The 25567-nt window shown below is 44.3% G+C and carries 37 protein-coding genes; 7 read left to right on the top strand and 30 right to left on the bottom strand.

The features are described 5' to 3' along the window. Positions 1–12: 12 nt before the first annotated feature. Positions 13–798: a prolipoprotein diacylglyceryl transferase gene (gene lgt, locus MMOL_RS01975; protein ID WP_015831334.1), complete on the top strand. Its 786-nt coding sequence runs from the start codon at positions 13–15 to the stop codon at positions 796–798. 205 nt (positions 799–1003) lie between these two features. Here the strand turns inward: lgt and MMOL_RS01970 are convergent, their stop codons facing one another. From MMOL_RS01970 to MMOL_RS01950, 5 genes are all read right to left on the bottom strand, one after another. After that, on the bottom strand, positions 1004–1195 hold the full coding sequence (locus MMOL_RS01970; protein WP_015831333.1) for a CstA-like transporter-associated (seleno)protein: 192 nt from the start codon (positions 1193–1195) through the stop codon (positions 1004–1006). Positions 1196–1206: 11 nt separating this feature from the next. Further along, a complete protein-coding gene (locus MMOL_RS01965) occupies positions 1207–3276 on the bottom strand; it encodes a carbon starvation CstA family protein (protein WP_015831332.1) in 2070 nt (689 codons plus the stop codon). 168 nt (positions 3277–3444) lie between these two features. Continuing rightward, the gene (locus tag MMOL_RS01960) at positions 3445–4683 is read right to left on the bottom strand and encodes an MgtC/SapB family protein (RefSeq protein WP_015831331.1); all 1239 of its coding nucleotides are present in this window, start codon (positions 4681–4683) and stop codon (positions 3445–3447) included. A 91-nt stretch (positions 4684–4774) separates the two neighbouring features. Then, on the bottom strand, positions 4775–5449 hold the full coding sequence (radC, locus tag MMOL_RS01955; protein ID WP_015831330.1) for a RadC family protein: 675 nt from the start codon (positions 5447–5449) through the stop codon (positions 4775–4777). Positions 5450–5589: 140 nt separating this feature from the next. Next, positions 5590–6354 (bottom strand): hypothetical protein, encoded by a 765-nt coding sequence (locus MMOL_RS01950; protein WP_015831329.1) that lies wholly within the window; start codon positions 6352–6354, stop codon positions 5590–5592. A gap of 142 nt (positions 6355–6496) precedes the next feature. Between MMOL_RS01950 and coaBC the strand changes: the two genes are divergently transcribed. The 5 genes from coaBC (at position 6497) to rpmG (ending at position 11136) form a co-directional block, all read left to right on the top strand. Beyond that, positions 6497–7672 (top strand): bifunctional phosphopantothenoylcysteine decarboxylase/phosphopantothenate--cysteine ligase CoaBC, encoded by a 1176-nt coding sequence (gene coaBC, locus MMOL_RS01945; protein WP_015831328.1) that lies wholly within the window; start codon positions 6497–6499, stop codon positions 7670–7672. Between the two features lie 170 nt (positions 7673–7842). After that, positions 7843–10026 (top strand): TonB-dependent receptor family protein, encoded by a 2184-nt coding sequence (locus MMOL_RS01940; RefSeq protein WP_015831327.1) that lies wholly within the window; start codon positions 7843–7845, stop codon positions 10024–10026. A 114-nt stretch (positions 10027–10140) separates the two neighbouring features. Next, complete coding sequence (gene dut / locus MMOL_RS01935; protein WP_015831326.1) at positions 10141–10593, top strand: dUTP diphosphatase; 453 nt, start codon at positions 10141–10143, stop codon at positions 10591–10593. Between the two features lie 114 nt (positions 10594–10707). After that, positions 10708–10944 carry a 50S ribosomal protein L28 gene (gene rpmB, locus MMOL_RS01930; RefSeq protein ID WP_015831325.1) on the top strand — a complete coding sequence of 79 codons (237 nt, stop codon included), beginning with the start codon at positions 10708–10710 and terminating at the stop codon, positions 10942–10944. Between the two features lie 36 nt (positions 10945–10980). Further along, positions 10981–11136: a 50S ribosomal protein L33 gene (rpmG, locus tag MMOL_RS01925; RefSeq protein ID WP_015831324.1), complete on the top strand. Its 156-nt coding sequence runs from the start codon at positions 10981–10983 to the stop codon at positions 11134–11136. A 124-nt stretch (positions 11137–11260) separates the two neighbouring features. Here the strand turns inward: rpmG and MMOL_RS01920 are convergent, their stop codons facing one another. Together MMOL_RS01920 and mgtE are read right to left on the bottom strand one after the other, a co-directional pair. After that, positions 11261–12523, bottom strand: coding sequence for a mechanosensitive ion channel family protein (locus tag MMOL_RS01920; protein WP_015831323.1), 1263 nt, complete (start codon positions 12521–12523; stop codon positions 11261–11263). A gap of 31 nt (positions 12524–12554) precedes the next feature. Further along, positions 12555–13991 (bottom strand): magnesium transporter, encoded by a 1437-nt coding sequence (gene mgtE, locus MMOL_RS01915; protein WP_015831322.1) that lies wholly within the window; start codon positions 13989–13991, stop codon positions 12555–12557. Between the two features lie 140 nt (positions 13992–14131). On the opposite strand from mgtE, the gene MMOL_RS01910 reads away from it, so the two are divergent. After that, on the top strand, positions 14132–14386 hold the full coding sequence (locus MMOL_RS01910; protein WP_015831321.1) for a glutaredoxin family protein: 255 nt from the start codon (positions 14132–14134) through the stop codon (positions 14384–14386). 82 nt (positions 14387–14468) lie between these two features. On the opposite strand, the gene rplQ is transcribed toward MMOL_RS01910, so the two are convergent. The 23 genes from rplQ to rplV form a co-directional block, all read right to left on the bottom strand. Further along, positions 14469–14858 carry a 50S ribosomal protein L17 gene (gene rplQ, locus MMOL_RS01905; protein ID WP_015831320.1) on the bottom strand — a complete coding sequence of 130 codons (390 nt, stop codon included), beginning with the start codon at positions 14856–14858 and terminating at the stop codon, positions 14469–14471. A 42-nt stretch (positions 14859–14900) separates the two neighbouring features. Then, positions 14901–15887, bottom strand: coding sequence for a DNA-directed RNA polymerase subunit alpha (locus MMOL_RS01900; RefSeq protein WP_015831319.1), 987 nt, complete (start codon positions 15885–15887; stop codon positions 14901–14903). Between the two features lie 101 nt (positions 15888–15988). Beyond that, on the bottom strand, positions 15989–16618 hold the full coding sequence (gene rpsD / locus MMOL_RS01895; protein ID WP_015831318.1) for a 30S ribosomal protein S4: 630 nt from the start codon (positions 16616–16618) through the stop codon (positions 15989–15991). 26 nt (positions 16619–16644) lie between these two features. Further along, the gene (rpsK, locus tag MMOL_RS01890; RefSeq protein WP_013147062.1) at positions 16645–17034 is read right to left on the bottom strand and encodes a 30S ribosomal protein S11; all 390 of its coding nucleotides are present in this window, start codon (positions 17032–17034) and stop codon (positions 16645–16647) included. A 101-nt stretch (positions 17035–17135) separates the two neighbouring features. After that, positions 17136–17498: a 30S ribosomal protein S13 gene (rpsM, locus tag MMOL_RS01885; RefSeq protein ID WP_015831317.1), complete on the bottom strand. Its 363-nt coding sequence runs from the start codon at positions 17496–17498 to the stop codon at positions 17136–17138. Positions 17499–17672: 174 nt separating this feature from the next. Next, complete coding sequence (gene rpmJ / locus MMOL_RS12000; protein WP_013147060.1) at positions 17673–17786, bottom strand: 50S ribosomal protein L36; 114 nt, start codon at positions 17784–17786, stop codon at positions 17673–17675. Between the two features lie 46 nt (positions 17787–17832). After that, positions 17833–18051 (bottom strand): translation initiation factor IF-1, encoded by a 219-nt coding sequence (infA, locus tag MMOL_RS01880; RefSeq protein WP_015831316.1) that lies wholly within the window; start codon positions 18049–18051, stop codon positions 17833–17835. A gap of 6 nt (positions 18052–18057) precedes the next feature. After that, complete coding sequence (gene secY / locus MMOL_RS01875) at positions 18058–19344, bottom strand: preprotein translocase subunit SecY (RefSeq protein ID WP_420794743.1); 1287 nt, start codon at positions 19342–19344, stop codon at positions 18058–18060. Between the two features lie 47 nt (positions 19345–19391). Further along, on the bottom strand, positions 19392–19832 hold the full coding sequence (rplO, locus tag MMOL_RS01870; RefSeq protein WP_015831314.1) for a 50S ribosomal protein L15: 441 nt from the start codon (positions 19830–19832) through the stop codon (positions 19392–19394). Continuing rightward, positions 19832–20029, bottom strand: a complete 198-nt coding sequence (rpmD, locus tag MMOL_RS01865; RefSeq protein ID WP_015831313.1) for a 50S ribosomal protein L30 — start codon at positions 20027–20029, stop codon at positions 19832–19834. The genes rplO and rpmD overlap by 1 nt, the downstream gene beginning before the upstream one ends. Positions 20030–20031: 2 nt before the next feature. Beyond that, entirely contained in the window at positions 20032–20544 is a 513-nt protein-coding gene (gene rpsE, locus MMOL_RS01860; RefSeq protein WP_015831312.1) for a 30S ribosomal protein S5, read from the bottom strand. Between the two features lie 27 nt (positions 20545–20571). Continuing rightward, complete coding sequence (gene rplR / locus MMOL_RS01855; protein ID WP_015831311.1) at positions 20572–20925, bottom strand: 50S ribosomal protein L18; 354 nt, start codon at positions 20923–20925, stop codon at positions 20572–20574. 10 nt (positions 20926–20935) lie between these two features. Then, positions 20936–21469 (bottom strand): 50S ribosomal protein L6, encoded by a 534-nt coding sequence (gene rplF, locus MMOL_RS01850; protein ID WP_015831310.1) that lies wholly within the window; start codon positions 21467–21469, stop codon positions 20936–20938. Between the two features lie 10 nt (positions 21470–21479). Beyond that, the gene (gene rpsH, locus MMOL_RS01845; protein ID WP_015831309.1) at positions 21480–21875 is read right to left on the bottom strand and encodes a 30S ribosomal protein S8; all 396 of its coding nucleotides are present in this window, start codon (positions 21873–21875) and stop codon (positions 21480–21482) included. 15 nt (positions 21876–21890) lie between these two features. Then, the gene (gene rpsN / locus MMOL_RS01840; protein WP_015831308.1) at positions 21891–22196 is read right to left on the bottom strand and encodes a 30S ribosomal protein S14; all 306 of its coding nucleotides are present in this window, start codon (positions 22194–22196) and stop codon (positions 21891–21893) included. A gap of 3 nt (positions 22197–22199) precedes the next feature. Beyond that, positions 22200–22739 (bottom strand): 50S ribosomal protein L5, encoded by a 540-nt coding sequence (rplE, locus tag MMOL_RS01835; protein ID WP_015831307.1) that lies wholly within the window; start codon positions 22737–22739, stop codon positions 22200–22202. Between the two features lie 8 nt (positions 22740–22747). After that, positions 22748–23065, bottom strand: coding sequence for a 50S ribosomal protein L24 (gene rplX / locus MMOL_RS01830; RefSeq protein ID WP_015831306.1), 318 nt, complete (start codon positions 23063–23065; stop codon positions 22748–22750). A gap of 8 nt (positions 23066–23073) precedes the next feature. Next, positions 23074–23442, bottom strand: a complete 369-nt coding sequence (gene rplN / locus MMOL_RS01825; protein WP_015831305.1) for a 50S ribosomal protein L14 — start codon at positions 23440–23442, stop codon at positions 23074–23076. Between the two features lie 200 nt (positions 23443–23642). Further along, positions 23643–23888 (bottom strand): 30S ribosomal protein S17, encoded by a 246-nt coding sequence (gene rpsQ / locus MMOL_RS01820; RefSeq protein WP_015831304.1) that lies wholly within the window; start codon positions 23886–23888, stop codon positions 23643–23645. A gap of 1 nt (position 23889) precedes the next feature. Further along, the gene (rpmC, locus tag MMOL_RS01815; RefSeq protein WP_015831303.1) at positions 23890–24084 is read right to left on the bottom strand and encodes a 50S ribosomal protein L29; all 195 of its coding nucleotides are present in this window, start codon (positions 24082–24084) and stop codon (positions 23890–23892) included. Between the two features lie 16 nt (positions 24085–24100). Continuing rightward, a complete protein-coding gene (rplP, locus tag MMOL_RS01810) occupies positions 24101–24517 on the bottom strand; it encodes a 50S ribosomal protein L16 (protein ID WP_015831302.1) in 417 nt (138 codons plus the stop codon). Then, a complete protein-coding gene (rpsC, locus tag MMOL_RS01805) occupies positions 24501–25223 on the bottom strand; it encodes a 30S ribosomal protein S3 (protein ID WP_015831301.1) in 723 nt (240 codons plus the stop codon). Before rpsC ends, rplP begins: the two co-directional genes overlap by 17 nt. Before the next feature lie 9 nt (positions 25224–25232). Continuing rightward, positions 25233–25562: a 50S ribosomal protein L22 gene (gene rplV / locus MMOL_RS01800; protein ID WP_013147044.1), complete on the bottom strand. Its 330-nt coding sequence runs from the start codon at positions 25560–25562 to the stop codon at positions 25233–25235. Between the last annotated feature and the right edge of the window lie 5 nt (positions 25563–25567).

Below are 25567 nucleotides of genomic sequence, written 5' to 3'. Positions count from 1 at the left end.
ATGTAAATTCACATGTTTGTTCACCCCCAGTTTGACCCTATTGCGATTCACCTTGGTACTTTTGGTATCCATTGGTATGGCTTAATGTATTTGCTTGGATTCTTGGCATTTTTGGCCCTAGGTAAATACCAGATCACCCATAGAAGATGGCATGGCTGGACCATGCAAATGCTTGATGACGCACTATTTTTTGGTGCATTAGGTGTGATTATCGGCGGGCGCTTGGGCTATGTAATGTTTTATCAATTAAGCTACTTTACTAGCCACCCCACAGAGATCTTTGCCGTGTGGCAAGGTGGTATGAGCTTTCATGGCGGCTTTTTAGGCGTGCTGGTTGCGATGTGGCTGTTTGGCAGAAAGTATCCGCAAAACTGGCTGAAAACGATGGATTTTGTTGCACCACTCGTGCCAATTGGCTTGGGTGCTGGCCGCATGGGTAACTTTATCAATGCAGAATTATGGGGCAGGGTCACCAACGCGCCATATGGCATGATTTTCCCTAAAGTGGATACCGCATTACGCCACCCATCACAGTTATATGAGTTTGCACTGGAAGGCGTGCTGTTGTTTTTAATCCTTTGGATTTATGCGGCAAAACCACGTGCAACAGGCACAATTTCGGCTTTATTCTTAATCGGTTACGGTAGCTTTAGATTTATTGTGGAGTACACCCGCGAGCCGGACGACTACTTAGGTTTACTCTCTATGGGCTTAAGTATGGGTCAATGGCTGAGCTTGCCGATGATTTTGATTGGTGTGGTGATGTTTGCCTTGTGTAATAAGAAGCGTGGCTTTTAATTACACAGGCACTCTATCTAAGCACCGTTGGTTAACCATCCCTAAACACAAACGCTACTGACTGGAGATGTACCTTGTAAAGATGCAGGGTACATCCAATCTCTTAGTATCAGTTACCACTGCCCTACACAATTAACCGTAGTTTGGCTTCACTTTATGCACACCCCTTTGCGAGCGCATATTCCCGCCATGCGGAAGTTTAGCGCTAACAGCAGCGGTTAATGCCTTTCCATTTATTGTCCTGCCATAGTTTAAAAAACTCTTTGCGTGACAATGCTGGTGGTGCATCTACCGTAGCTTGGTGAAACTCGGCGTGGTGTTTCAGGTATTGCTCATAGGCGTCATCGCCAGAAACGTGACGCACATAGCACCAAAATCTTTTTAACATGCTTAACATACACACTCCTGCTAATCTCTTACCCAGTTTTCTACTAAGCGACTTGGCTCGTGAGGTACCTCGGATAATTGTAACACTGGCTTACCGCCCAAATAACGCAGGCACAGCCTCACCATATCCAGTATCACTACCCAAAGTACCGCAATAAAGAACAAGGTTAAATAGGCATCCAGATGCTGGTTGAATATCAACTGCGGGGCAACCGCTGCTTTATCTGCCGGTAACGCACCCGCCGCTAACTTTGCCGCCATATCATCGGCCGTAGCAAAGAACCCCACCCGCACATCGGCGCTGAAAATCTTTTCATAAGCAGCTGAGGTAGTAATTGTGACTAACCACACTAGCGGCAAACCAGTCACCCATGCATATTTCAACTTACCTGACTTTACTAAAATGCCGGTTGCTACACATAAGGCAATAGCAGCAAGCATTTGGTTCGCAATCCCAAACAGCGGCCATAGAATATTCACGCCGCCATTCGGGTCAATCACACCGATATATAAAAAGTAACCCCAGCCTGCCACCACGATACTGCTAGTGAATATCACAGAAGGTGTATATGAAGTTTCACCCAGTTTTTTATTGAAGTTGCCCAATAAATCTTGCAGCATAAAACGGCCCACACGCGTGCCAGCATCCAGTGTGGTCAGAATAAATATCGCCTCAAACATAATGGCAAAGTGGTACCAAAGCGCTAATAATTCTTTACCAAAAGCACTGCCAAAAATACTGGCCATACCTACTGCCAAGCTTGGTGCGCCGCCAGTGCGTGAGAACAAGGTTGACTCTCCCATATCGCTGGCAAGCTGCTGCATTTGCTCTACCGTGACGGCAAAGCCCCAGCTGTTAATTTTAGCAATGGCATCCACCGCCTCTTTACCAACGACGCCCGCAGGGCTATTGATAGCAAAGAACACGCCCGGCTCCAGCACTGTGGCGGCTATCATCGCCATAATGGCGACAAAGCTCTCCAACAGCATACCGCCGTAACCTATCATACGGATATCACGTTCATTGCCAAGCAATTTTGGCGTGGTACCAGAGGCGATGAGCGCGTGAAAACCTGAAATTGCACCACAGGCAATGGTAATAAAGACAAAAGGAAATAACTTGCCGCCAAAAATCGGCCCGGTGCCGTCAACAAATTGTGTCACCGCGGGCATGTGCATGTCCGGACGCAAAATGACGATGGCAATCGCCAGCAACATAATGGTGCCTAGTTTCATGAAAGTTGATAGATAATCACGTGGCGCTAGCAACAACCATACAGGCAAGACTGCCGCGGCAAAACCATACACAATAATGCCGTAAGCTAGAGGTAGCCCATCATGGTCAAACAACGAACGCAAGGTTGCGTGATGATCGACCCAGCCACCCAAGCCCACTGAGAGTAACAACAAAACCACGCCAATAATCGAGGCTTCTAATACTCGGCCGGGGCGGACGTTACGCATATAAACCCCAACAATCATGGCAATCGGAATAGTTGCTGCCACTGTTGAGGTTGCCCACGGACTATGCTTCATGGCATTCACCACCACTAAGCCAAGCACCGCAATCAGGATAATCATAATCAAAAATGTACCAATCAGCGCAGCACTACCGCCTACCACGCCTATCTCATCGCGCGCCATCTGCCCAAGGCTACGCCCGTTGCGGCGGGTTGAGAAAAACAGCGTGACCATATCCTGCACTGCGCCACCCAATACAGCGCCAATTAAAATCCATAACGTGCCGGGCAAATAACCAAACTGCGCCGCCAGCGTCGGCCCAATCAAGGGGCCAGGACCGGCAATGGCAGCAAAGTGATGGCCAAACACTACCCACTTATTGGTAGGCACAAAATCCCGACCATTATCCAATCGCTCCGCTGGCGTGGCGCGCGTTTCGTCTATCACCAAGACTTTAGCCGCAATCCATGCCGCATAAAAACGATAAGCAATCGCGTAGATACACACGGCAGCGGTAATCAGCCATAACGCATTAATGCTTTCGCCGCGGTTCAGGGCGATGCCAGCCACCGCAAATGCGCCCAGCAATGCAACAGCCATCCAAAGCATGGTTTTGATATTTTTGTTCATGTAATTTAAGCGTTTTGAGTTAAATGATAGGAATTGGCAATAGTATAAATCACACAGCCGCCTCCCTACTACCGGAAATTGTGGAACTGATTGTTTTAACTGGATTTTATCAACACTAGCGCTTTATCAACACCAGCATTGTCGATTTAACAGGATTGCCGATTTAAATTAAAACAGCCACCAGCCTATCCACATTAGGCAAATTTGCAACACCAACCCTAGTGCTACTTTTTGGAAAAACACCTTGCCGCCGGTCACCAAAGCAGTAATCACTTTAGAGATGGCATTGGTTGTAATTGCCACCAAGATTGCCACCGCGGCATTGGCAGGCGTGACTTTAATGGTAGAGGCTAAAGAGGCTGCTGAAATTGCAGAAGCATGCACATCGGCCAAGCCGGCAACGCCGGAAGCCACCACCAAACCTGCTTGACCAAACCACGCTTTAAGCGCGGCAGAAGCCACCAACACCACTGCTATCACCAAAGCCAAAGTCATTGCTGTTTTAACACTAAATGATCTGCTGGGCTTACTTAGCTCTGGCGTGTGATGATGAAATGAGTTTAATGTCACTACCAACCCATATGCTGCTATGGATAACCCACCAAACAACAAAGGTACTCTTAACGCATGCAGGGTCAAAGGGTGAATTGCCGTCAGCAGCATCGCCAACTGCAGCATAGTAGACAAGCTGGATAAGGTAGCGCCGGCCACTGCCGTGCCCATAAGCCCTGGTGTTTTCTTTACGCGCTCGCCCATGGCGCCTATGGTGGCGATACTGGAAATAAACCCAGACACCAGACCTACCAGCGGTAAGCCGGTGCGGCTGCCAAGCAAGCGTAGCGCTAAATGTCCGAGCGCCCCTATAAACATGACCAATATCACGATTAACCATAGATTACGTGGATTAATCGCATCAAACGGGCCAATCAACTCATTGGGGACTAACGGCAACACAATCAGGGTGGCGGCCGCCAGAATCAAGAAATCAATCATCTCATCCTTGGTCACTACACCGCGCACAAAGCCATGTATTGGTTGTTTTGCCGCAAGCAATATGGCGGCAGCAACCGCCAAACTAGCCGCCATAGAAGCAGTAGTCATCGCCAAGCCGCCCAAAATCACAGTAAAAACCAAACTGATTTCAGTAGTTAAGCCTGGGTCGTCATCTTTTCTAGAGAAATAAGCGGTTGCGACAAAAATGGTGACACAAATGATGGAAACGACAAGTAGCCAGAAGTTAATCGAGGTGCTAACCGCACCCAGCAATGAGGCAATGGTAAAAGTACGCACACCGGCAATCGTGCTATCACCACCATTGGCCTTACTACGCTCACGCTCTGCGCCAATCAACAAGCCTATGCCCAGAGCAACCGCCAAATTTAACCAGTGCGCCGCATTAATCAACATACACTTTTCCTATTTATTACGTCTCTTATCATGCTTTAAGCCATTAACTCTTAAGTTATCAATCTTTACGCTATTACTCTTGCAGCTGTTATTACAGCAACCCGCGCTCAGCAAAAGACAGCGTTTGATTGCCTGCCACGATAAAATGATCCAACACTCGCACGTCTACCAAGGCTAAAGCCTGCTTGAGCTGCTGTGTTAATAGCTCGTCTGCCGCACTTTGCTGCGCAACACCTGATGGGTGATTATGCGCCAAAATAACACTGGCGGCATTGTGATGCATCGCACGTTTAACCACCTCTCTCGGGTAAACACTAGTTTGCGTCAGTGTGCCGCTGAATAACTCTTCTGCTGCATTCAGTCGATTTTGCGCATCTAAAAATAGCACCATAAACACTTCGCGCGGTAATGCACCTAATTTGAGCACCAAATAATCACGCACCTGCTGTGGCGATTGAAACACATCGCGCTGTTGTAGTTGCTCATTCAGCGCACGACGACTCATTTCAAATATGGCCTGTAGCTGCACATATTTACTGCTGCCTATACCATGCACTTGGCTCAACGCATCTTCACTGGCTGCAAAAATACCATTCAGGCTACCAAACTGACTAAGCAAATCTCGCGCTAAATCCACCGCGCTTTTCCCAACCACACCTACACGCAGGAAAATCGCCAGTAATTCTGCATCTGATAATGCTTCCGCACCTAGCTCTATTAACTTTTCCCGCGGGCGCTCGCTTGCAGGCCAATCAGTAATTGCCACTTCACACCCCTTTAAATAATTTCATACTCCAACTCAAAGCCACGCTATAGCTGAAGATACACCAGCAACTGCAAAATCTAAGGTTAACGCTTAGCTTCTCTCATGCATGCATTCTGCCACTTGGGCATTACCGGCACTTTCTACTTTAGCCACCCAATCTCACGCGCAGTTTTCTCGCCAATCAGCGTGTGCCGCAGGCTTTTAGGAATATCCGCTTGATTTGCACTGATCGGCACACGCCCACCCATCAGTTCGGCAAAGTTTTGCGGGTATAGTGGCATCTTGTCTGGCTCGGCATATCCCTCAGGGTAACTAGGCAAATCATTTTGCAGATCATATTTATCCGTCGCGCTTAGGGTATGCAATAACTCATGGGCAGTGACTACCAAGTTCTTTTTTGCATATGCAGAGCTACCAAACAAATTCACACGACCGATGCGCCCTTTATTAAGCGCAGTTGAGTGACCTAACCTTGAGCTAGTTTTAGGGTCATGGTAGAGCAGATACAATCTGATGTCTGGTTTAACATTTACCTTAGGACTATGTTGCCAGGCAAACCATCTGAATTTTAAACTCCACAGCATCGTACTTAATACGCTGCCATTGCTAGGTGGCTCCGGCGGCAGCTCATTGACTACCGCACCCAACTGCACCTCTATCGGACGCCTCAGGCCTAGCTTATAAGACTCAGCCTCTTCTGCAAAGTATTCAGCCATCGGCTCAAAATCATCCCGACTCAGGGTTCGCAAGTAAGCACTAACTTCCTCGCTACCATCAGCATTAATTGGGTAAACTGCAACATAAAGATTATGCTTCCAAGCCAAATCTGCTTTATCCAACCACAACTCTTGTAGCGCTGTGGCTAAAATTAATAGCAAAATGATGATTCTGAATTTACGCCACATGGTGTATCAGCCGCATGAATATTATTGATTTTTGTTACATCCACTATAAAACATTTTCTTTAGTTTAGACGCAGCTCAAAGAATATTTTATACAAAACAATGTTCGTATTAAAATGAACGACTTACATGAGTGATCCGCATTATGCAAAATAAAAAATCTATCGTCCTGGGAATCACCGGCGGAATCGCCGCTTATAAAGCGGCTGAGCTTGTGCGTTTATTGGTAAAGAATGGTATTGACGTACAGGTAGTCATGACACAAGCTGCCTGCCAGTTTATTACCCCAGTCACCATGCAAGCACTTTCCGGCAAGCCGGTATTTACTGAGATGTGGGATGCGTCCATCCCCAACGGCATGCCGCACATTGAATTGAGCCGTGCCGCTGACGCGATTGTGATTGCCCCAGCCAGTGCGGACTTTATTGCCAAGCTCGTGCAAGGGCGTGCGGACGATTTACTATCCACGCTATGCCTAGCCAGAGACTGTGATTTACTAGTGGCCCCGGCCATGAACAAACAGATGTGGGAGAGCCCTGCCACCCAACGCAATATATCGCAATTGACGCAAGATGGTATTAGCATACTAGGCCCTGACAGCGGCGAACAAGCCTGTGGCGAAGTGGGTTTGGGCCGTATGCTTGAAGCGGAAGATCTGCTTTATTTAATAGAGGCTTATTTTCAGCCAAAACTGCTCAAAGGTAAAAAAATACTGATTACCGCAGGCGCCACCCTAGAAATGATAGATCCAGTGCGCGCCATCACCAATTTAAGCTCAGGAAAGATGGGCTACGCAATTGCACAAGCAGCCTATGAAATGGGTGCAGATGTCACTTTAGTCAGTGGCGCAACCGCGCTAAACCCGCCGAACGGTGTGCGTAACATTTCGGCTACATCAGCCGCCACCATGTACCAAAACGTGATGCAAAACATCGCCAGCCAAGATATTTTCATCGGGGTTGCCGCCGTTGCAGACTACAGCCCAGCCCAGACACAGCAACAAAAGATCAAAAAAAGTGAACAGTCACTATCACTAGAACTATCACGTAACAAGGACATTATCGCAGAGGTCGCTAGCTTACCCAGCCCGCCCTTCTGTGTAGGTTTTGCGGCTGAAACTGAAAACTTGCTGGAATATGCAGAAGCAAAACGACTCAAGAAAAAACTACCACTGATTGTTGCCAACCTCACCAGCGATGCCATGGGTAACGATAACAACAAAGTTTTCTTATTAGATAGCAATGGCACTCACCCACTAGAGCAGGCCGCTAAAATTGAAATAGCCAGATCGCTATTAACGCACGTGGCTAGCATGCTCTAAATTAAGCAATCGTTAAATTAAGCTCTTAAAAGCGCTCAACTCATCGCTATGTTTGATTTATATCAAGCATTGCCAAGAGCTTCAGGCAACTCATGAAAATCTTGATTCCATAAAGCGCATTAGGCTCTAGAATCGCACCCAATCATTATAAAAAATCCTTAAGGCGAACTATGTCATACACCACCACCTTTCAATACAACGTGCTTACGCTAGCTGTGCTCAGCACCTTGGGTATCGCACAGCAGGCACAGGCAGAAACCACTGAAAAAATCGTCACGGCACCAGTCGTGGTTACCGCCACACGTGCAGAGCAAAACAGCTTCGACCTACCTGTGGCGATTGACGTAGTAGAAAGCAAAGACGTTCAAAACGGTCAATTGCAAATGACCTTGTCGGAAAGCCTGATTCGCGTTCCTGGCATTACAGCACAAAGCAGAACACAATCAGCACAAGACCCGCAAATCTCCAGCCGCGGTTTCGGCTCACGCTCCAGCTTTGGTGTGCGCGGCATCCGCGTTTATGTAGACGGCATCCCACTTACCATGCCGGATGGCCAAGGCCAACCAGGCGTAGTTGATTTATCAGCCATCAAAAGCATAGAAGTCATGCGCGGCCCATTTTCTGCACTATACGGCAACTCCTCTGGTGGCGTTATCCAAATGTTAACGAAAGATGCACCCAAAACACCTGAAGTAGGTGCAACTGTTATGTTTGGTAGCTATGACACCAAACGCAATGTATTAGAAGCCTCAGGGCAGCTCGAGGGCTTGGAATACATGCTGAATATATCCAACTTTGAATCTGAAGGCTATCGAGCCAACAGTGCCAGCAACAAGCAAATGGCAACAGCAAAATTTAAATTCAATTTGGATGAAGACACCAAAGTCACAGCATTGGTGAACTGGTTCGATCAGGAAGCACAAGACCCTCTAGGCCTAGACAGAGCAAGATCCTTCTCTAGCTCAACACGAAACGATGTTGTACCCGCAGCACTATTCGCCAATACAAGCGTTAAACGTGACCATACACAAGTTGGTTTTAATATTGAACACGCATTCAATGCCAATAACAAAATCACCTTAACACCATATGTGGGCACAAGAAAGAATGCACAAATTCTAACGACTACAGCATTAGCCACCACGCTTACCGGCCCAGGTGGCACAAGTACAAACTTCTGTAATACCACTCGGGGAACCTGTGCTCGAGTAAGTGAAATTGACAGAGAGTTTTATGGTACAGATGCTAGATGGGACAATTCTGGTTACATCTCAAATCTGCCTTACAAGGTTAGCTTAGGCGTGACCTACGGCAAATCGTCAGACGATCGCTTAGATACCAACATACTCAACAATGGCTTTAAGGTGAATACACTTAACCGTAATGAAGTAAATGAAGTAAGTAACTTTGATCAGTACATTCAAAGTAATCTAAGCCTAAGCCCTACGTTTGATGTACATGCAGGCGCAAGGCATACTAAGGTCAAATTAAACGTGAAAGACAACTTAGTAAGCTTAAACGGCAACAATAGCGGTTCAGTTGATTATCAAAAGACCACGCCTGTTATTGGTGCGGTTTGGAAAGCGTCAGAGGCTCTAAATTTTTATGCTAACTTTGGTAAAGGCTTTGAAACGCCAACCTTTATTGAAGCTGCGTTTGATAATGTAACAACTGGCGTGGCAAGCAAACCGAATTTATCACTGAAGGCCGCAGAAAGCCGCAACATTGAGCTCGGTGCAAAGGCATTTATCACCGATAACATTAGGGCCAACCTCACACTATTTAAAATAGACACCGACAACGAAATTGTCACCCGACAAACAGTTTCAGGGCGCTCTAGCTACCAAAACGCAGGGCAAACAAAACGCACAGGTATCGAAGCATCAATTGACGCCAGTTTTGATAATAACATTACGGCTTTTGCATCTTACACTTTGCTAAATGCTAAATTCGAAGATCCGTTCGTGACCGTAATTAATGCAGGTGGCACTACAGGCACGGTGCATTCAGGTAACCACATTCCTGGCACTTATAAGTCACAAGTTTACGGTGAAATTGCGTGGAAATACCCAACCCTCGGCTTTTTCTCAGCATTAGAAGGCCGACACAATAGCGAAGTATATGTCAACGACATCAACTCTGACAAAGCGCCCTCCTACACAATCTTCAATATTCGGGCAGGCTTCGAACAAAGCTTTGCCAACTGGGGATTTAGAGAGTACCTACGCATCGAAAACATCACAGACAAGGACTATATCGGCTCCGTGCGTGTCAACGATGGTAATGCTTTGTACTTCGAGCCAGCAGCAGGCAGAAACTATCTATTAGGCCTAAGCGCTCGATACAAATTCTAAACGCTTAACCAGAGAACAAAAGCCGGCATACATATTAGTTATGTCGGCTTTTTTATTCGGCGTATTTAGTGTTTAATACAAACCTGAGCCAACCACTATAAAAATACAAATATCATGTCCATACTCATTGACCTAAAAATCCTAGACGACCGCTTACGCAGCCAGTTTCCTACCTATGCCACGCCAGGTTCTGCAGGCCTAGATTTACGCGCCTGCATAGAAGCCCCCATCACTTTGCAACCAGGGGAAACCACGCTAATTCCTACCGGCATGGCGATCCATATCGATAACACTTATTACGCCGCTCTTATCTTACCGCGCTCAGGACTCGGCCATAAGCACGGCATTGTGTTGGGCAATCTGGTTGGCTTGATTGATTCAGACTATCAAGGGCAACTCATGGTATCTTGTTGGAATCGCGGTAATACTGCGTTCGAGCTAAACCCGTTAGAGCGCATTGCGCAGTTGGTCATCGTTCCTGTAGTTCAAGCAGAGTTCCATGTAGTAGACGATTTTGACGCTTCAGAACGTGGCGAAGGCGGCTTTGGCAGCACCGGAAAACATTAACAAAAAAATAATGCGTGAATTAACTGAAAAGAAACACATATTTAGCTTGAAACAAATAAAGAATGTGTACTATAATCACGCTCTTTCTCAAAAATAGAGTTCTTGGAGATAACCATGGCACGTGTATGTCAGGTAACAGGCAAAAAGCCAATGGTGGGTAACAATGTTTCTCACGCACAAAACAAAACAAAACGTCGTTTCTTACCTAATTTGCAAAACCGCAAATTCTGGGTTGAGAGCGAAAACCGCTGGGTAAGCATGCGTATTACTAACGCTGCGCTACGTACTATCGACAAAAACGGTATTGATGCTGTTTTAGCTGATATGCGTGCTGCTGGCGAAAAGATTTAAGCTGCTAACTTAACTTAGCCAACAGAGGACAGCAAAATGCGCGAAAAAATCAAACTAGAGTCAAGTGCTGGTACAGGTCATTTCTATACCACTACAAAAAACAAACGTACAATGCCAGGCAAATTAGAAATCAAAAAATTTGACCCAGTTGTACGTAAGCACGTGATGTACAAAGAAACAAAATTGAAATAATTCGTTATTTCAGCAATAAAAAAGCTCACTATATGTGAGCTTTTTTATTGCCTAATGTTTTATTGCTTCTTTATTACTTAAAGACAGCAGGCGCGTATAGGGTTATGGTCAACCCAATCCAACGCTAACCACCCAAAACGCGTACTTCTCGCTGCGGGTAAGGGATAGAGATATCATGCGCTTTAAACAAGCGCCAAATCGCCATAAAGAGGTCAGACTGCAAACTAGAGGTTCCTTCTTCAGCGTCATGTATCCATACCGTTAAACGCATATCAATACCGCTATCAGCAAAGCCGGTTACCACCGCGCCAGGTGCCGGCGTCACTAGCACCCTTGGGTGATCCACTGCTGCTTTAACCAACAACTGCAACACCAAGTCCAAATCACTCTCATAAGCGACCTGAACGGCTACTTGCACCCTAGTATTCCTATCCATGCCAGAATGGTTAATCACCGGGTTGATAATCAAGGTTTCATTGGGAATAATCACCTCGGTACCATCCAGCTTTTTCAATACCAAATAGCGCGTACGTAAATCTTTAATAATGCCGTAGTGCACATCAATAGTGACTATATCGCCTATGCTGATAGATTTATCCATCAACAAGATAAAGCCACTCACATAGTTGCTGGCGATACGTTGCAGACCGAAACCCAAGCCCACACCCAATGCACCACCAAATACGGAGATTAAAGTTAAATCCAGACCTACCGCAGAAAGCCCTATCAGCACAGCAATAAACAGCAGGCAAATGCGGACCACTTTAGCCAGCATCACACGGGTATTGGCATTGAGCTGCTCTACTTGCATCAGCTTATTTTCAACAACACGGCTTAACCACATTGCGACAAATACAGTAATCAATATAGTGAGCAAGCCCTGCAATAGCAGCAATAAATTAACGGAGTTTTTACCGATTTTGAATTTGACTGCCTCCAGTGTCTCCAGCATTTCCGGCAAGATGCCACTTAGATGCAATGCCAACACCAGCCAAATCAGCGTAGCAAGCGTGTGCTCTATAGTTTTAAGCACTCCACCCGGGGCAATAATATAGCGCATGGCATACACCACCAAGCGCACCGCAGCCATCGCCAATAGTAAATTGCTAGCAAGATGAAGCATAGTCGTGTGCTGCCAATGCCCTAACACCCATTTTGAGGCCAACACGATACATAAAGTAGACAATGGAAACAGCAGGCGATTAAACGTACCAATGCCTATTTTCCAATTTTCAGGTGCATGGCTCATCACATAGGCGCGTATTGCGCCATTAATCATCCAGGCAATGGCACAAGCCATCACAATCACAGCAATCTGCCAGCCTGCCACTGGCGTTCCAATATCAGCCAATATTTCTTGCCATATCAAATCAATGCGATTACTCATATTTGCCAAACCTAGAAATTAAATCAAAAATCTATATCAAAAATATAGTGGCCAACCCTAAGAAAATAAAGAAACCGCCACTGTCCGTCATCGCAGTAATCAGCACGCTGGAGCCCACTGCAGGATCACGCCCTATCTTATTCATCATTAATGGAATCACCACGCCCATCAGCGCAGCCAAGAGCAGGTTAAGCGTCATTGCAGACATCATGACCAAGCCCAACGGGTAGCTGCCATACAGTGCATAGGCCACAGCGCCAATCACCCCACCCCAAAGCAGACCATTTAGCAAGGCAACGCCTAACTCTTTAGTAATCAGCGATTTCATATTATGCGAGGCAACCTGCCCCAAAGCCAAACCGCGCACTATCATGGTAGTGGTCTGGTTACCGGAGTTGCCGCCCACCCCAGCCACAATCGGCATCAACGCAGCCAAGGCGACAATCTTCTCAATAGAGCCTTCAAATAAACCAATCACACGCGACGCAATCAGCGCGGTAATCAAGTTAATCGCTAACCATGCCCACCTGTTTTGTACCGATTTCCATACTGAGGCAAAGAAGTCTTCTTCTTCGCGCAACCCAGCCATAGAAAGCATATCGCTCTCAGCTTCTTCTCGAATCAAATCCATTACCGCATCCACGGTTACACGGCCTACCAATTTGCCACTTTCATCGACTACAGGCGCCGTTACCAAGTCGTAGCGCTCAAAGGCCTTGGCTGCATCATCAGCAATATCTTCAGGATGGAATATAACCGCATCCTCAGACATGACATCAGCGACTTTCGCATCTAGATCACTGACGACCAGACGCTTCAATGGCAATACCCCGTGCAGCACATCATCCCTATCCACTACAAACAACTTATCGGTATGGTCAGGCAGGCCACCTAAACGACGCATATAACGTAGCGCGACCTCTAGCGTAATATCCTCACGTATGGTGACAATATCAAAGTCCATAATAGAGCCTACCGCATCATCCGAATAAGACAATGCGGATTGCAAACGAGCACGATTCTGCGCATCCAGGCTATCCAGCAAGTCCTGTAACACGTCTTTTGGCAAGTCCGGGGCTAAGTCCGCCAACTCATCCGTATCGAGCTGCTCAGCCGCTGCCAGCAACTCATCTGAGTCCATGTCCGCAATCAGGGTCTGGCGTACCGCATCAGACACTTCAAGCAGGATCTCACCGTCACGGTCAGCCTTAACTAGTTCCCAGACATCTAGACGCTGCTCTAGCGGCAAGGCCTCTAGAATATAAGCAACGTCTGCCGGGTGTAGCAACTCTAATTTCTTTTGGAGTTCGTTAAGGTTTTGTTTATGGACTAAAGATTCAATCAGCTCGTGATTAGACATCTCTTGGTTATGCACCATATTCTCTATCAAGCGATGTTTTTCAAGGAGTGCAATAACCTGTTGCAGGCTCTCGCTTAAACTCTCTTTGCTTTCCTGAATATCTGCCATAATGACCCAATACTATTTTCATTTAGTTACTACGCCATTATGATTTATTTTTTTATAAAAATAGAATCATTAAGCAAAAAATCTACATCTACAAGCACTATGCCAGACAGCAAATAACACCAGCACAGGAATCACAAGCCATGTTAGCGCTCACACTCTACTCCACATCACACTGCCACCTATGCGAAGAAGCCGAAGCAATATTATTCAGCATAGCCAATCACTATGACATTAGTTGGCATACGATTGAAATTGCAGACGACAATCAACTCCTGGAAACTTATGGTACGAGTATTCCAGTGCTACAAATTACCGACACAAACACGGAAATCAAATGGCCATTTGGCGCAGAAGAGATATTAGCGTTAATTGGAGCAGATCCAATGCCGCAATAAAAGTTTTCACGTAATACGTACGCCTAAAACTAAAAAACCAGCAATGTAGCTGGTTTTTTAGTTTTTATAACAACTGAAACGACTACTCAGTCACAACTGCTTCCGTTGAAGGATCTGGACGATCAACCAACTCAACAAGTGCCATAGGAGCGTTGTCACCATTACGGAAACCACATTTCAGGATACGTAAGTAACCACCATTACGTGTGTTATAACGTGGGCCTAATTCAGCAAACAATTTACCTACGATGTCACGATCACGTAAGCGATCGAAAGCAAGGCGGCGGTTTGCCAAAGTTGCAGTTTTACTAAGCGTAATCAACGGCTCTGCAAACTTACGCAACTCTTTTGCTTTAGGCAAAGTAGTTTTGATGATTTCATGACGTAACAAAGAGGTTGTCATGTTACGGAACATTGCAGCACGATGACTGCTTGTACGATTTAATTTACGATTGCTATTACCGTGACGCATAGTAATTCCTTAAGTTTTCTATATCTTCAATATCAGCTTGTATTAAGCTTTTTCTAAACCAACCGGTGGCCAGTTTTCTAATTTCATACCCAATGTCAGACCACGAGTAGCCAAAACATCTTTAATTTCATTCAATGATTTACGGCCAAGATTCGGAGCTTTTAACAACTCGTTCTCTGTACGTTGGATCAAATCACCAATGTAAAATATATTTTCTGCTTTTAGGCAGTTAGCTGAACGAACAGTTAACTCTAAATCATCAACTGGACGTAGCAATACAGGATCAACTTGTGGAGCTGATTTAACTTCAACCTCACTCGGTGCGCCTTCTAAATCAGCAAATACAGACAACTGACCCATTAAGATACGAGCAGCATCACGAATTGCTTGTTCTGGCTCAATTACGCCATTTGTTTCTACATCCATTACTAACTTGTCTAAGTCAGTACGTTGTTCTACACGAGCGCTATCAACATAGTAACTTACTTTGTTGATCGGGCTGAATGAAGCATCAACCATGATAAAACCTAAAACACGGTCTTCATCATTAGACTTTTGACGTACTGGAACAGGTTGATAACCGCGACCGATTTCAACTTTAACTTCCAAGTTCAGCTTGCCGCCTTTGGTCAAGTGAGCAATCACATGATCAGGGTTAACAATTTCAGCATCATGACCAGTTTCAAAATCAGCTGCAGTCACAACACCTTCAACAGATTTATTCAATTTCAGAATAGTTTCTGATTTTGAATTTAATTTCAGCGCCACACCTTTAAGGTTAAGTAAGATGTCAACAACATCTTCTTGAACGCCATCTAAAGTAGAGTACTCATGCACTACACCATCAATTTTAACTTCAGTAATAGCGAAGCCAGGAATTGATGAAAGCAAAACGCGACGTAATGCATTACCAAGCGTGTAACCAAAACCACGCTCCATTGGCTCTAAAGTAACACGTGCGCGTAATGGAGATAACACCTCAACATCAACAACGCGAGGCTTTAAATACTCGGTAGGACTGTTTTGCATAGTTATACCTTTAATTTTTTAATGTGCTCGTTACTGCGATGAGCAACGAGTGATTAATTAGTTAACCCCAGGGCTAACTAATTAATCTAATCAGAACTTAATTACTTAGAGTAAAGCTCAACTACCAATGATTCATTGATGGTTGGTGGCAACTCATCACGTTGTGGCTTAGCTTTAAAAGTACCTTTCAAAGCTTTCACATCAACGTCTAACCACTCTGGGAAACCACGTTGTTCAGCAGCTTCTAAAGCGCCTTTAATACGTAGTTGTGTTTTTGATGCTTCAGCTACACTGATCACATCACCAGCTTTAACTTGGTATGAAGGGATGTTAACGCGTTTGCCATTAACCAAAATGCTGTTATGACGAACAATTTGACGTGCTTCAGTACGTGAACCACCTAGGCCCATTCTGTAAGTAACGTTATCCAAACGGCACTCTAACAACTGTAACAAGTTCTCACCTGTAATGCCTTTTTGGCGATCAGCTTCAGCGTAGTAGCTACGGAACTGACCTTCTAGTACGCCGTAAATACGACGAACTTTTTGTTTCTCACGCAATTGAACACCGTAGTCAGACAAACGTTGGTTACGGCGTTGACCGTGTTGACCAGGTGGGAAATTACGTTTTTCGATTGCACATTTATCAGTAAAGCATTTTTCAGCTTTTAAAAACAATTTTTCGCCTTCGCGACGGCACTGACGGCATTTAGGATCTAAATTTCTAGCCAAGATAGTTCTCCAGTAATCTTTTTCGCTTAGATGCGACGTTTTTTAGGTGGACGGCAACCGTTATGCGGCACTGGCGTCACATCAGTAATGCTGGTAATTTTAAAACCAGCTGCATTAAGTGCGCGCACAGCAGATTCACGACCTGGACCTGGGCCTTTAATACGCACTTCTAAATTCTTTACACCGTTCTCTTGCGCTGATTTACCAGCAACTTCAGCTGCAACCTGTGCTGCAAAAGGGGTACTTTTACGTGAACCTTTAAAACCTTGACCACCAGAAGTAGCCCATGACAAAGCATTGCCTTGACGGTCTGTAATGGTGATGATGGTATTGTTAAAAGATGCATGCACGTGGGCGATACCCTCTGCAATATTCTTTTTAACTTTTTTTCTTACGCGTACATTAGCTTTTGCCATGTTGCATTTTCCTTACCAATAAATCTAACTTAAATTGTAAACTTCTAACCAGTTAATCTATTAAAGCGCATTATTCATTTAAAGCGCCTTATAGCTACGGCTTACTTAGACTGCTTAATTGCCTTGACAGGGCCTTTACGTGTACGCGCATTTGTTTTAGTGCGCTGACCACGAACAGGTAATCCACGACGATGACGGATGCCTCTATAGCATCCTAAATCCATCAAACGTTTAATGTTCATTGAAACTTCGCGACGTAAGTCACCTTCGACTTTATATTTCGCTACTTCATCACGTAACTTTTCAACATCTGCATCATTCAGATCTTTAATTTTTGCAGTTGCTAAAACACCAGCAGCAACGCAGATCTTTTGTGCAGTGTTACGTCCAATACCGTAAATTGCGGTTAACGCAATTTCAGTGTGTTTGTTATTCGGGATATTTACCCCAGCAATACGCGCCATACTTTACTCCAAATTAGGCCTTACTGATTCACTAGCTTCAAAAAAGCCGATGATTTTAACAGGAAAACCATTTTTTATCAAATAGCTAATCTTCTGATCAATTAAAATATTGACCAACTTAAATTAGTATGCAGCCTAAGCTTCTACTAATTTGGATTAATTGAGATTAATCAATTAACCTTGACGTTGTTTATGACGTGGATCTGTGCAGATAATGCGCACAACGCCACGGCGACGAACAACTTTACAATTACGGCATAAAGCCTTTACTGATGCACGAACTCTCATATTTCACTCCAATACAACTAAACTGTATGCATACAACGATTATGATTTATTTTGCACGGAAGGTAATTCGCGCACGCGATAAATCATAAGGCGTCATCTCTACGGTGACTTTATCGCCAGGCAAAATACGAATGTAGTGCATACGCATTTTTCCTGAAATATAGCCTAAAACTACATGACCATTTTCTAATTTAACTCTGAAAGTAGCATTGGGGAGATTTTCTAAAATCTCACCTTGCATTTCAATTCTATCTTCTTTGGCCATCTACAATTACTTAACGCTAGGTGCGTTACCTTTAAAATTAGCTTTTCTAAGTAACCCCTCGTATTGATGAGACATCAAATGAGACTGTACCTGTGTCATAAAGTCCATAGTCACTACGACAATAATCAACAAAGAAGTACCGCCAAAATAGAAAGGCGTATTAAATTTCAAAATCAAGAACTCAGGTAACAAACATACCAAGGTAATATAAGCAGCACCTACCAAAGTTAAACGGCCCATAATACGATCAATATATTTCGCTGTTTGATCACCAGGTCTAATGCCAGGAACAAAGGCACCACTTTTCTTCAAATTGTCAGCTGTATCCTTAGGATTAAACTGCAATGCTGTATAAAAAAAGCAAAAGAAGAAAATAGCAGCAGCAAACAACAATATGTAGATAGGCTGTCCTGGTGACAATGCAGCAGCTACATCCTTCAACCAGAAAGTGCTTTCGCTACTACCAAACCAACCCGCTAAAGTCGCTGGGAACAGAATGATACTAGAAGCGAAAATTGGAGGAATTACACCAGCCATATTCAACTTCATTGGCAAGTGTGTTGTTTGTCCACCATACACTTTATTACCTACTTGACGCTTAGCGTAGTTTACTGTGATCTTACGTTGACCACGCTCAACAAACACCACCAAAGCAGTCACTAACACTGTTGCTACTAACAAGAAGAATGCGAGTGGAATACTAAAAGCACCCGTATTCACCATCTCTGCAGTAGAACCAATTGCGTGCGGCAAACCAGCAACGATACCAGCAAAAATAATGATAGAAATACCATTACCAATACCGCGTTCAGTAATTTGCTCACCAAGCCACATTAAGAACATGGTGCCTGACACTAAAGTAATCACCGCAGTTAGTCTAAATGCCATGCCTGGATCAAATACCAAATTAGGCTGACCTTCTAACATGATCGCAATACCAAGCGCTTGGAACATCGCTAGCACTACAGTACCGTATCGTGTGTACTTGGTAATTGCTCTACGACCTGCTTCACCTTCTTTTTTCAACTGCTCTAGTCTTGGTGATACCGCCGTCATCAACTGCATAATAATAGATGCAGAAATGTAAGGCATGATCCCCAAAGCAAACACAGTGAATCTAGATAAGGCGCCACCTGAGAACATGTTAAACATGCCCAAGATGCCGCCGCTTTGTGAAGCAAATAGCTTAGCCAGTTCGTCAGGATTAATCCCTGGAACTGGAATATGAGCACCTAATCGATAAACAACTAACGCACCTAAGACAAACAATAGGCGACTTTTAAGCTCGCCCATTTTTGCCGCTGTTTTTAAAATGCCTTCTTGTGCCAAGATATATACTCTTAAGCAGCTTCTAAAACTTTACCACCAGCTGCTTCAACTGCAGCGCGAGCGCCTTTAGTCAATAGCAAACCTTGGATATTGTATTTAGCAGTTACATCACCAGATAAAAAGATCTTAGCGTTTGTTACTGTGCCAGAAACGATATTTGCTGCTTTCAAAGCCAACAAGTCAATCACTTCATTAGGAATCAAAGCAAGTTCGCTAGTGCGAACGTGTGCTGTGTTAGCCTTAGTTAGTGATTTGAAGCCACGTTTAGGAAGACGGCGTTGAATAGGCATTTGACCGCCTTCAAAACCAACTTTATGAAAACCGCCAGTACGTGATTTTTGACCTTTATGGCCACGACCAGCTGTTTTACCTAAACCTGAACCAATACCGCGACCAACGCGACGACGTTCTTTTTTTGCGCCTTCAGCAGGCTTAATTGTATTTAATTGCATTATGCTTCTACCTTTAAGAGATAGCCAACGGTATTGATCATACCGCGAATTGCTGGTGTATCTTGTAACTCAACTGTATGGTGCATACGACGTAGGCCAAGACCTTTTACAGTAGCCTTGTGCGCTTCAATACGACCAATAACACTTCTTACTAGCGTTACTTTGATAGTTGATGCATCTTTTTTTGCTTTAGCCATAATTAGCCTCTAATTTCTTCAACAGATTTACCACGTTTAGCTGCGATCTCTGCAGGCGTGTTCATAGACTCTAAGCCGTTTAGTGTAGCGCGTACTAAGTTGTAAGGGTTGGTTGAACCAATACATTTAGCAACCACGTTTGTTACACCCATCACCTCGAAAATAGCGCGCATTGCACCACCGGCGATAATGCCAGTACCTTCAGAAGCTGGTTGAATAAACACTTTAGCAGCACCGTGAACACCTGTAACTGCATGATGTAAAGTACCGTTTGTTAAATTGATTTTTAACATACCGCGACGTGCTTCATCCATTGCCTTTTGTACCGCAACTGGAACTTCACGTGCTTTACCTTTACCCATACCTACAGCGCCGTCGCCATCACCTACTACTGTAAGTGCAGCAAAACTCATAATACGACCACCTTTAACCGTTTTACTTACACGATTAACTGCAATCATTTTTTCGCGCAAACCATCAGTCTGCTGCTGTTGCTGTTCAATTTCTTTTGCCATCATTAACCTCTTTAGCAGTCAGACCAATTAGAAGGACAAGCCGTTTTCACGTGCGGCATCAGCCAACGCTTTAATACGGCCATGATATTTGTAACCAGAACGATCAAAAGCAACAGTAGTAACACCAGCCTTGATCGCCTTCTCAGCAATTAATTTACCAATTGCTGTAGCAGCTTCAACGTTGCCACCATTTTTGATGTTTTTGCGAACTTCAGCTTCTACAGTAGAAGCGCTAACGATCACTTTATCACCAGTACCGGCAATAATTTGCGCATAAATGTGCGTGTTAGTACGGTGCACACTTAAACGAGTAACTTTTAGCTCTGCAATTTTGGCACGGGTTTTACGTGCACGACGCAAGCGATTATTTACGTTGTTCATTTTTTAAGCCTTATTTCTTTTTGGTTTCTTTAATTACAACAACTTCATCCGCATAACGAACACCTTTGCCTTTGTAAGGCTCTGGAGCACGGTAAGCGCGAATCTGTGCCGCAACTTGACCAATAACCTGTTTATCCACACCAGTTAACACAACTTCAGTTGGTGTAGGTGTAGCAACAGTAACGCCTTCTGGCATTTTGTGGTTGATAGGATGTGAATAGCCTAATTCCAAATTCAACACAGCACCTTGTGCAGCAGCTTTGTAACCAACGCCAACTAGCGTCAATTTACGTGTAAAGCCTTCTGATACACCTTTAACCATGTTAGCAACCAAAGCACGTAAAGTACCTGACATTGCTTGAGAATGCTGAGCGTCGTTTGCAGCTGCAAAAGTGATAGTTTCACCTTCACGTTGCAACACAACAGCGCCAGTCAAAGGCTGTGTTAATTTACCTAATGGGCCGCTAACATTAATTGCGTCAGCACTTAACACCACTTCAACTTTAGCAGGAATAGCTACTGGATTTTTAGCAACACGTGACATTTGCTTCTCCTTAAGCCACTACGCACAGCACTTCACCACCGATACCGGCAGCCTGTGCTTTACGATCTGTCATTACACCCTTAGATGTAGACATAATTGTCACACCAAGGCCATTCATTACTTTAGGAATCTCTTGGCTTCCTTTGTACACACGTAAACCAGGCTTACTTACACGTTGGATGCGTTCAATAACTGGACGACCTGCGTAATATTTAAGACTAATGTTTAACGTTGCTTTATTACCTTCTGTTTGCACAGCAAAGTCTTCGATGTAACCTTCATCTTTAAGAACGCTAGCAATAGCTGACTTAACATTAGAAGAAGGCATAGTTACAACCGCTTTATTAACCATCTGCGCATTGCGGATACGGGTTAACATATCGGCAATTGGATCACTCATACTCATAGATCTATTCCCCTATTACCAGCTAGCTTTGGTGACGCCTGGCACTTGGCCACTCATCATTAAATCGCGCAATTTACTACGCGCAATACCAAATTTACTAAACACACCACGTGGGCGACCAGTCAAAGCACAACGATTACGTAGGCGCACTGGGCTTGAGTTACGTGGAAGCGCTTGGAATTTCATACGCGCTTCAAAACGACTTTCAGCAGTAGCATTAACATCGTTCATTGCAGCTTCAAGTGCCGCACGTTTTGCAGCAAATTTACTTACAGTTGCGCGACGTTTGATTTCGCGCTCTGTCATACAGGTTTTAGCCATATCTTAACCTCTGAAAGGGAAACTGAATGCAGCAAGTAATGCTTTTGCTTCTTCATCAGTTTTCGCAGTAGTTGTAATAGTGATATTCATCCCACGGATTGCGTCGATTTTATCGTATTCAATCTCAGGGAAAATGATCTGCTCTTTAACGCCCATGTTGTAGTTACCACGGCCATCAAAAGATTTAGCAGAAATACCACGGAAGTCACGGATACGAGGAATAGCTACTGTTACCAAGCGATCCAAAAACTCGTACATGCGTTCACGACGCAAAGTAACTTTACATCCAACAGGATAGTCATCACGAATTTTAAATGAAGCCACTGATTTCTTAGCTTTGGTTACGATTGCTTTTTGACCAGCAATTTTCTCCATATCACCAACAGCATGCTCCATCACTTTCTTGTCAGCAACAGCCTCACCAACACCCATGTTCAGGGTGATTTTTTCGATGCGAGGCACTTGCATCACTGAAGTGTAACCAAATTGCTCAGTCAATGACTTAACAACTGAGTCTTTATAGTATTGTTTTAAACGCGCCATTATTCTTCCTATGCGTCAACTGCTTCGCCATTAGATTTGAATACGCGAATTTTGCGACCATCTTCTAATGTCTTAAAGCCTACGCGATCACCTTTTTGGGTCGCACTGTTAAATAAAGCAACGTTTGAGATGTCAATCGGCATCTCTTTAGCAATAATGCCACCAGCGATACCCTTCATCGGGTTAGGTTTTGCATGTTTCTTAACTAGGTTAAGACCCTCTACAACAACGTGACCTGACTCAAGAATACTTAACACTGTACCTTGCTTGCCTTTATCTTTACCTGTATTCAGGATGACTTGATCACCCTTGCGAATTTTATTCATGTGAGCTCCTACAAAACTTCTGGCGCTAGTGAAACGATTTTCATGAATTTTTCTGAACGTAATTCACGAGTCACTGGCCCAAAAATACGTGTGCCAATCGGTTCGAGCTTGTTATTTAACAACACAGCTGCATTACCGTCGAACTTAACCAAAGAGCCGTCTGGACGACGAACACCTTTAGCAGTACGCACAACAACCGCACTGTACACTTCGCCTTTTTTAACGCGACCACGAGGCGCAGCATCTTTGATGCTAACCTTAATGATATCGCCAATACCAGCGTAACGACGTTTAGAACCACCTAACACCTTGATGCATTGCACAGAGCGCGCACCAGTGTTGTCGGCAACTTCTAGCCGAGATTGCATTTGAATCATGAGAGTAATCTCCAACTTAATCCGTAAAAACCAACACCGGCCATTTATAGTTAAAAAACTATGTCGGCCGACAGACCACGGTCAGTATTGGGGCGAGAGCTTTATGACTTATGAAAGTCGCTCGCCGAAAAACAAAACATTATATACAGCTTAAAACAATTACGCAATTACTTTTAACGGTAATTGCGTAATTATCAAACTTAGGCCTGTTTAACAACCCAAGTTTTAGTTTTTGATAATGGACGACTTTCAACGATAGTCACCAAATCACCTTCTTTACAACTGTTTGTTTCATCGTGCGCGTGAAACTTCTTAGACTGACGAACCACTTTACCAATCAAAGGATGTTTAACTTTACGCTCAACTAACACAGTAACAGTTTTGTCCATCTTGTCGCTAACTACACGACCAGTAAGACTACGTACTACTTTTGTTGTATCGGTCATATTATGCCTGCTTTGCTTTCTCAGCTAACACAGTCTTAACACGCGCTACATCTTTGCGTACTTTACCTAGCTGATCTACTTTATTTAATTGCTGAGTAGCCAATTGCATACGTAGAGAGAATTGTGCACGGCGCAATTCAATCAACTCTGCATTTAGCTCATCAACGCTTTTTGCTCTTAAATCGGTTGCTTTCATATTAGCTTCCTTGTCCTTAACTACCAAGTTGGCGAGTCATGAATGTCGTCTCGATTGGTAGCTTAGCAGCAGCCAAACGGAACGCTTCACGTGCTAGCTCTTCACTAACACCGTCCATCTCGTATAACATTTTACCTGGTTGGATTTGAGCTACGTAGTACTCTGTACTACCTTTACCGTTACCCATACGTACTTCTGCAGGTTTTTTAGAAATTGGTTGGTCAGGGAAAATACGAATCCATACACGACCACCACGTTTAATGTGACGAGTCATCACGCGACGTGCCGCTTCAATTTGACGTGCTGTCAAACGACCACGACCTACCGCTTTTAAACCGAAATCACCAAAACTTACTTTATTACCCGTAGTTGCAATGCCTTTATTACGGCCTTTTTGCATCTTACGGTATTTTTGTCTAGACGGTTGTAGCATCTTTAGCCCTCGCCTTTCTTACTCTTTTTTCAGGTTCTGCAGCTGGTGCTACAGCAGCTTGCGCGGCTTGAGCATTACCTGCAAAAATTTCACCTTTGAACACCCATACTTTGATACCGATGATACCGTATGTAGTTGAAGCTTCAGCCACACCGTAATCAATGTCAGCACGCAATGTATGTAGTGGCACACGGCCTTCACGGTACCATTCGGTACGTGCAATCTCAATACCGTTCAAACGACCTGAACTCATGATCTTGATACCTTGTGCACCTAAGCGCATTGCATTTTGCATTGCACGCTTCATGGCACGGCGGAACATCACACGTTTTTCAAGTTGTTGCGCAATTGATTGTGCAATCAAAGTAGCATCAAGCTCTGGCTTACGCACTTCTTCAATGTTCAAATGAACTGGAACGCCCATCAAACCTTGTAATGAAGAACGCAATGACTCAATGTCTTCACCTTTTTTACCGATAACAACGCCTGGACGTGCACTGTAAATAGTGATTTTTGCATTTTTAGCTGGGCGCTCAATCATGATACGACTAACTGCAGCACTTGCTAGTTTCTTATTCAAAAACTCGCGCACTTTGATGTCGCTTTGCAACATCGCAGGGAAGTTCTTACTATTGGCATACCAACGTGAGGCCCAGTTCTTTTGAACGCTCAGACGGAAACCAATTGGATTAATTTTCTGACCCATGATTGTCCCTTAGTTACCGACAGTCACATGAATGTGACAGGTTGGTTTAGTAATACGACCAGCGCGACCTTTTGCACGTGGGCGAATACGTTTCAACACAATGCCTTTATCAACATAAATTGAAGTAACTTTCAATTCGTCGATATCAGCCCCATTGTTATGTTCAGCGTTAGCGATCGCAGACTCAACAACTTTCTTGATGATCTCAGCACCTTTTTTAGGTGTGAAGTTCAAGATGTTAAGTGCGTGATCAACTTTTTTGCCACGAACAAGGTCAGCAACCAATCTAGCTTTTTGCGGAGAAAGATGCACACCTTTTAATATTGCAGATACTTGCATAATTC

It is taken from the genome of Methylotenera mobilis JLW8 (assembly GCF_000023705.1).
Lineage (GTDB): Bacteria > Pseudomonadota > Gammaproteobacteria > Burkholderiales > Methylophilaceae > Methylotenera > Methylotenera mobilis.
Note: the sequence above shows the minus strand (reverse complement) of the source record. Positions and strands in the feature narration are given on the sequence as shown.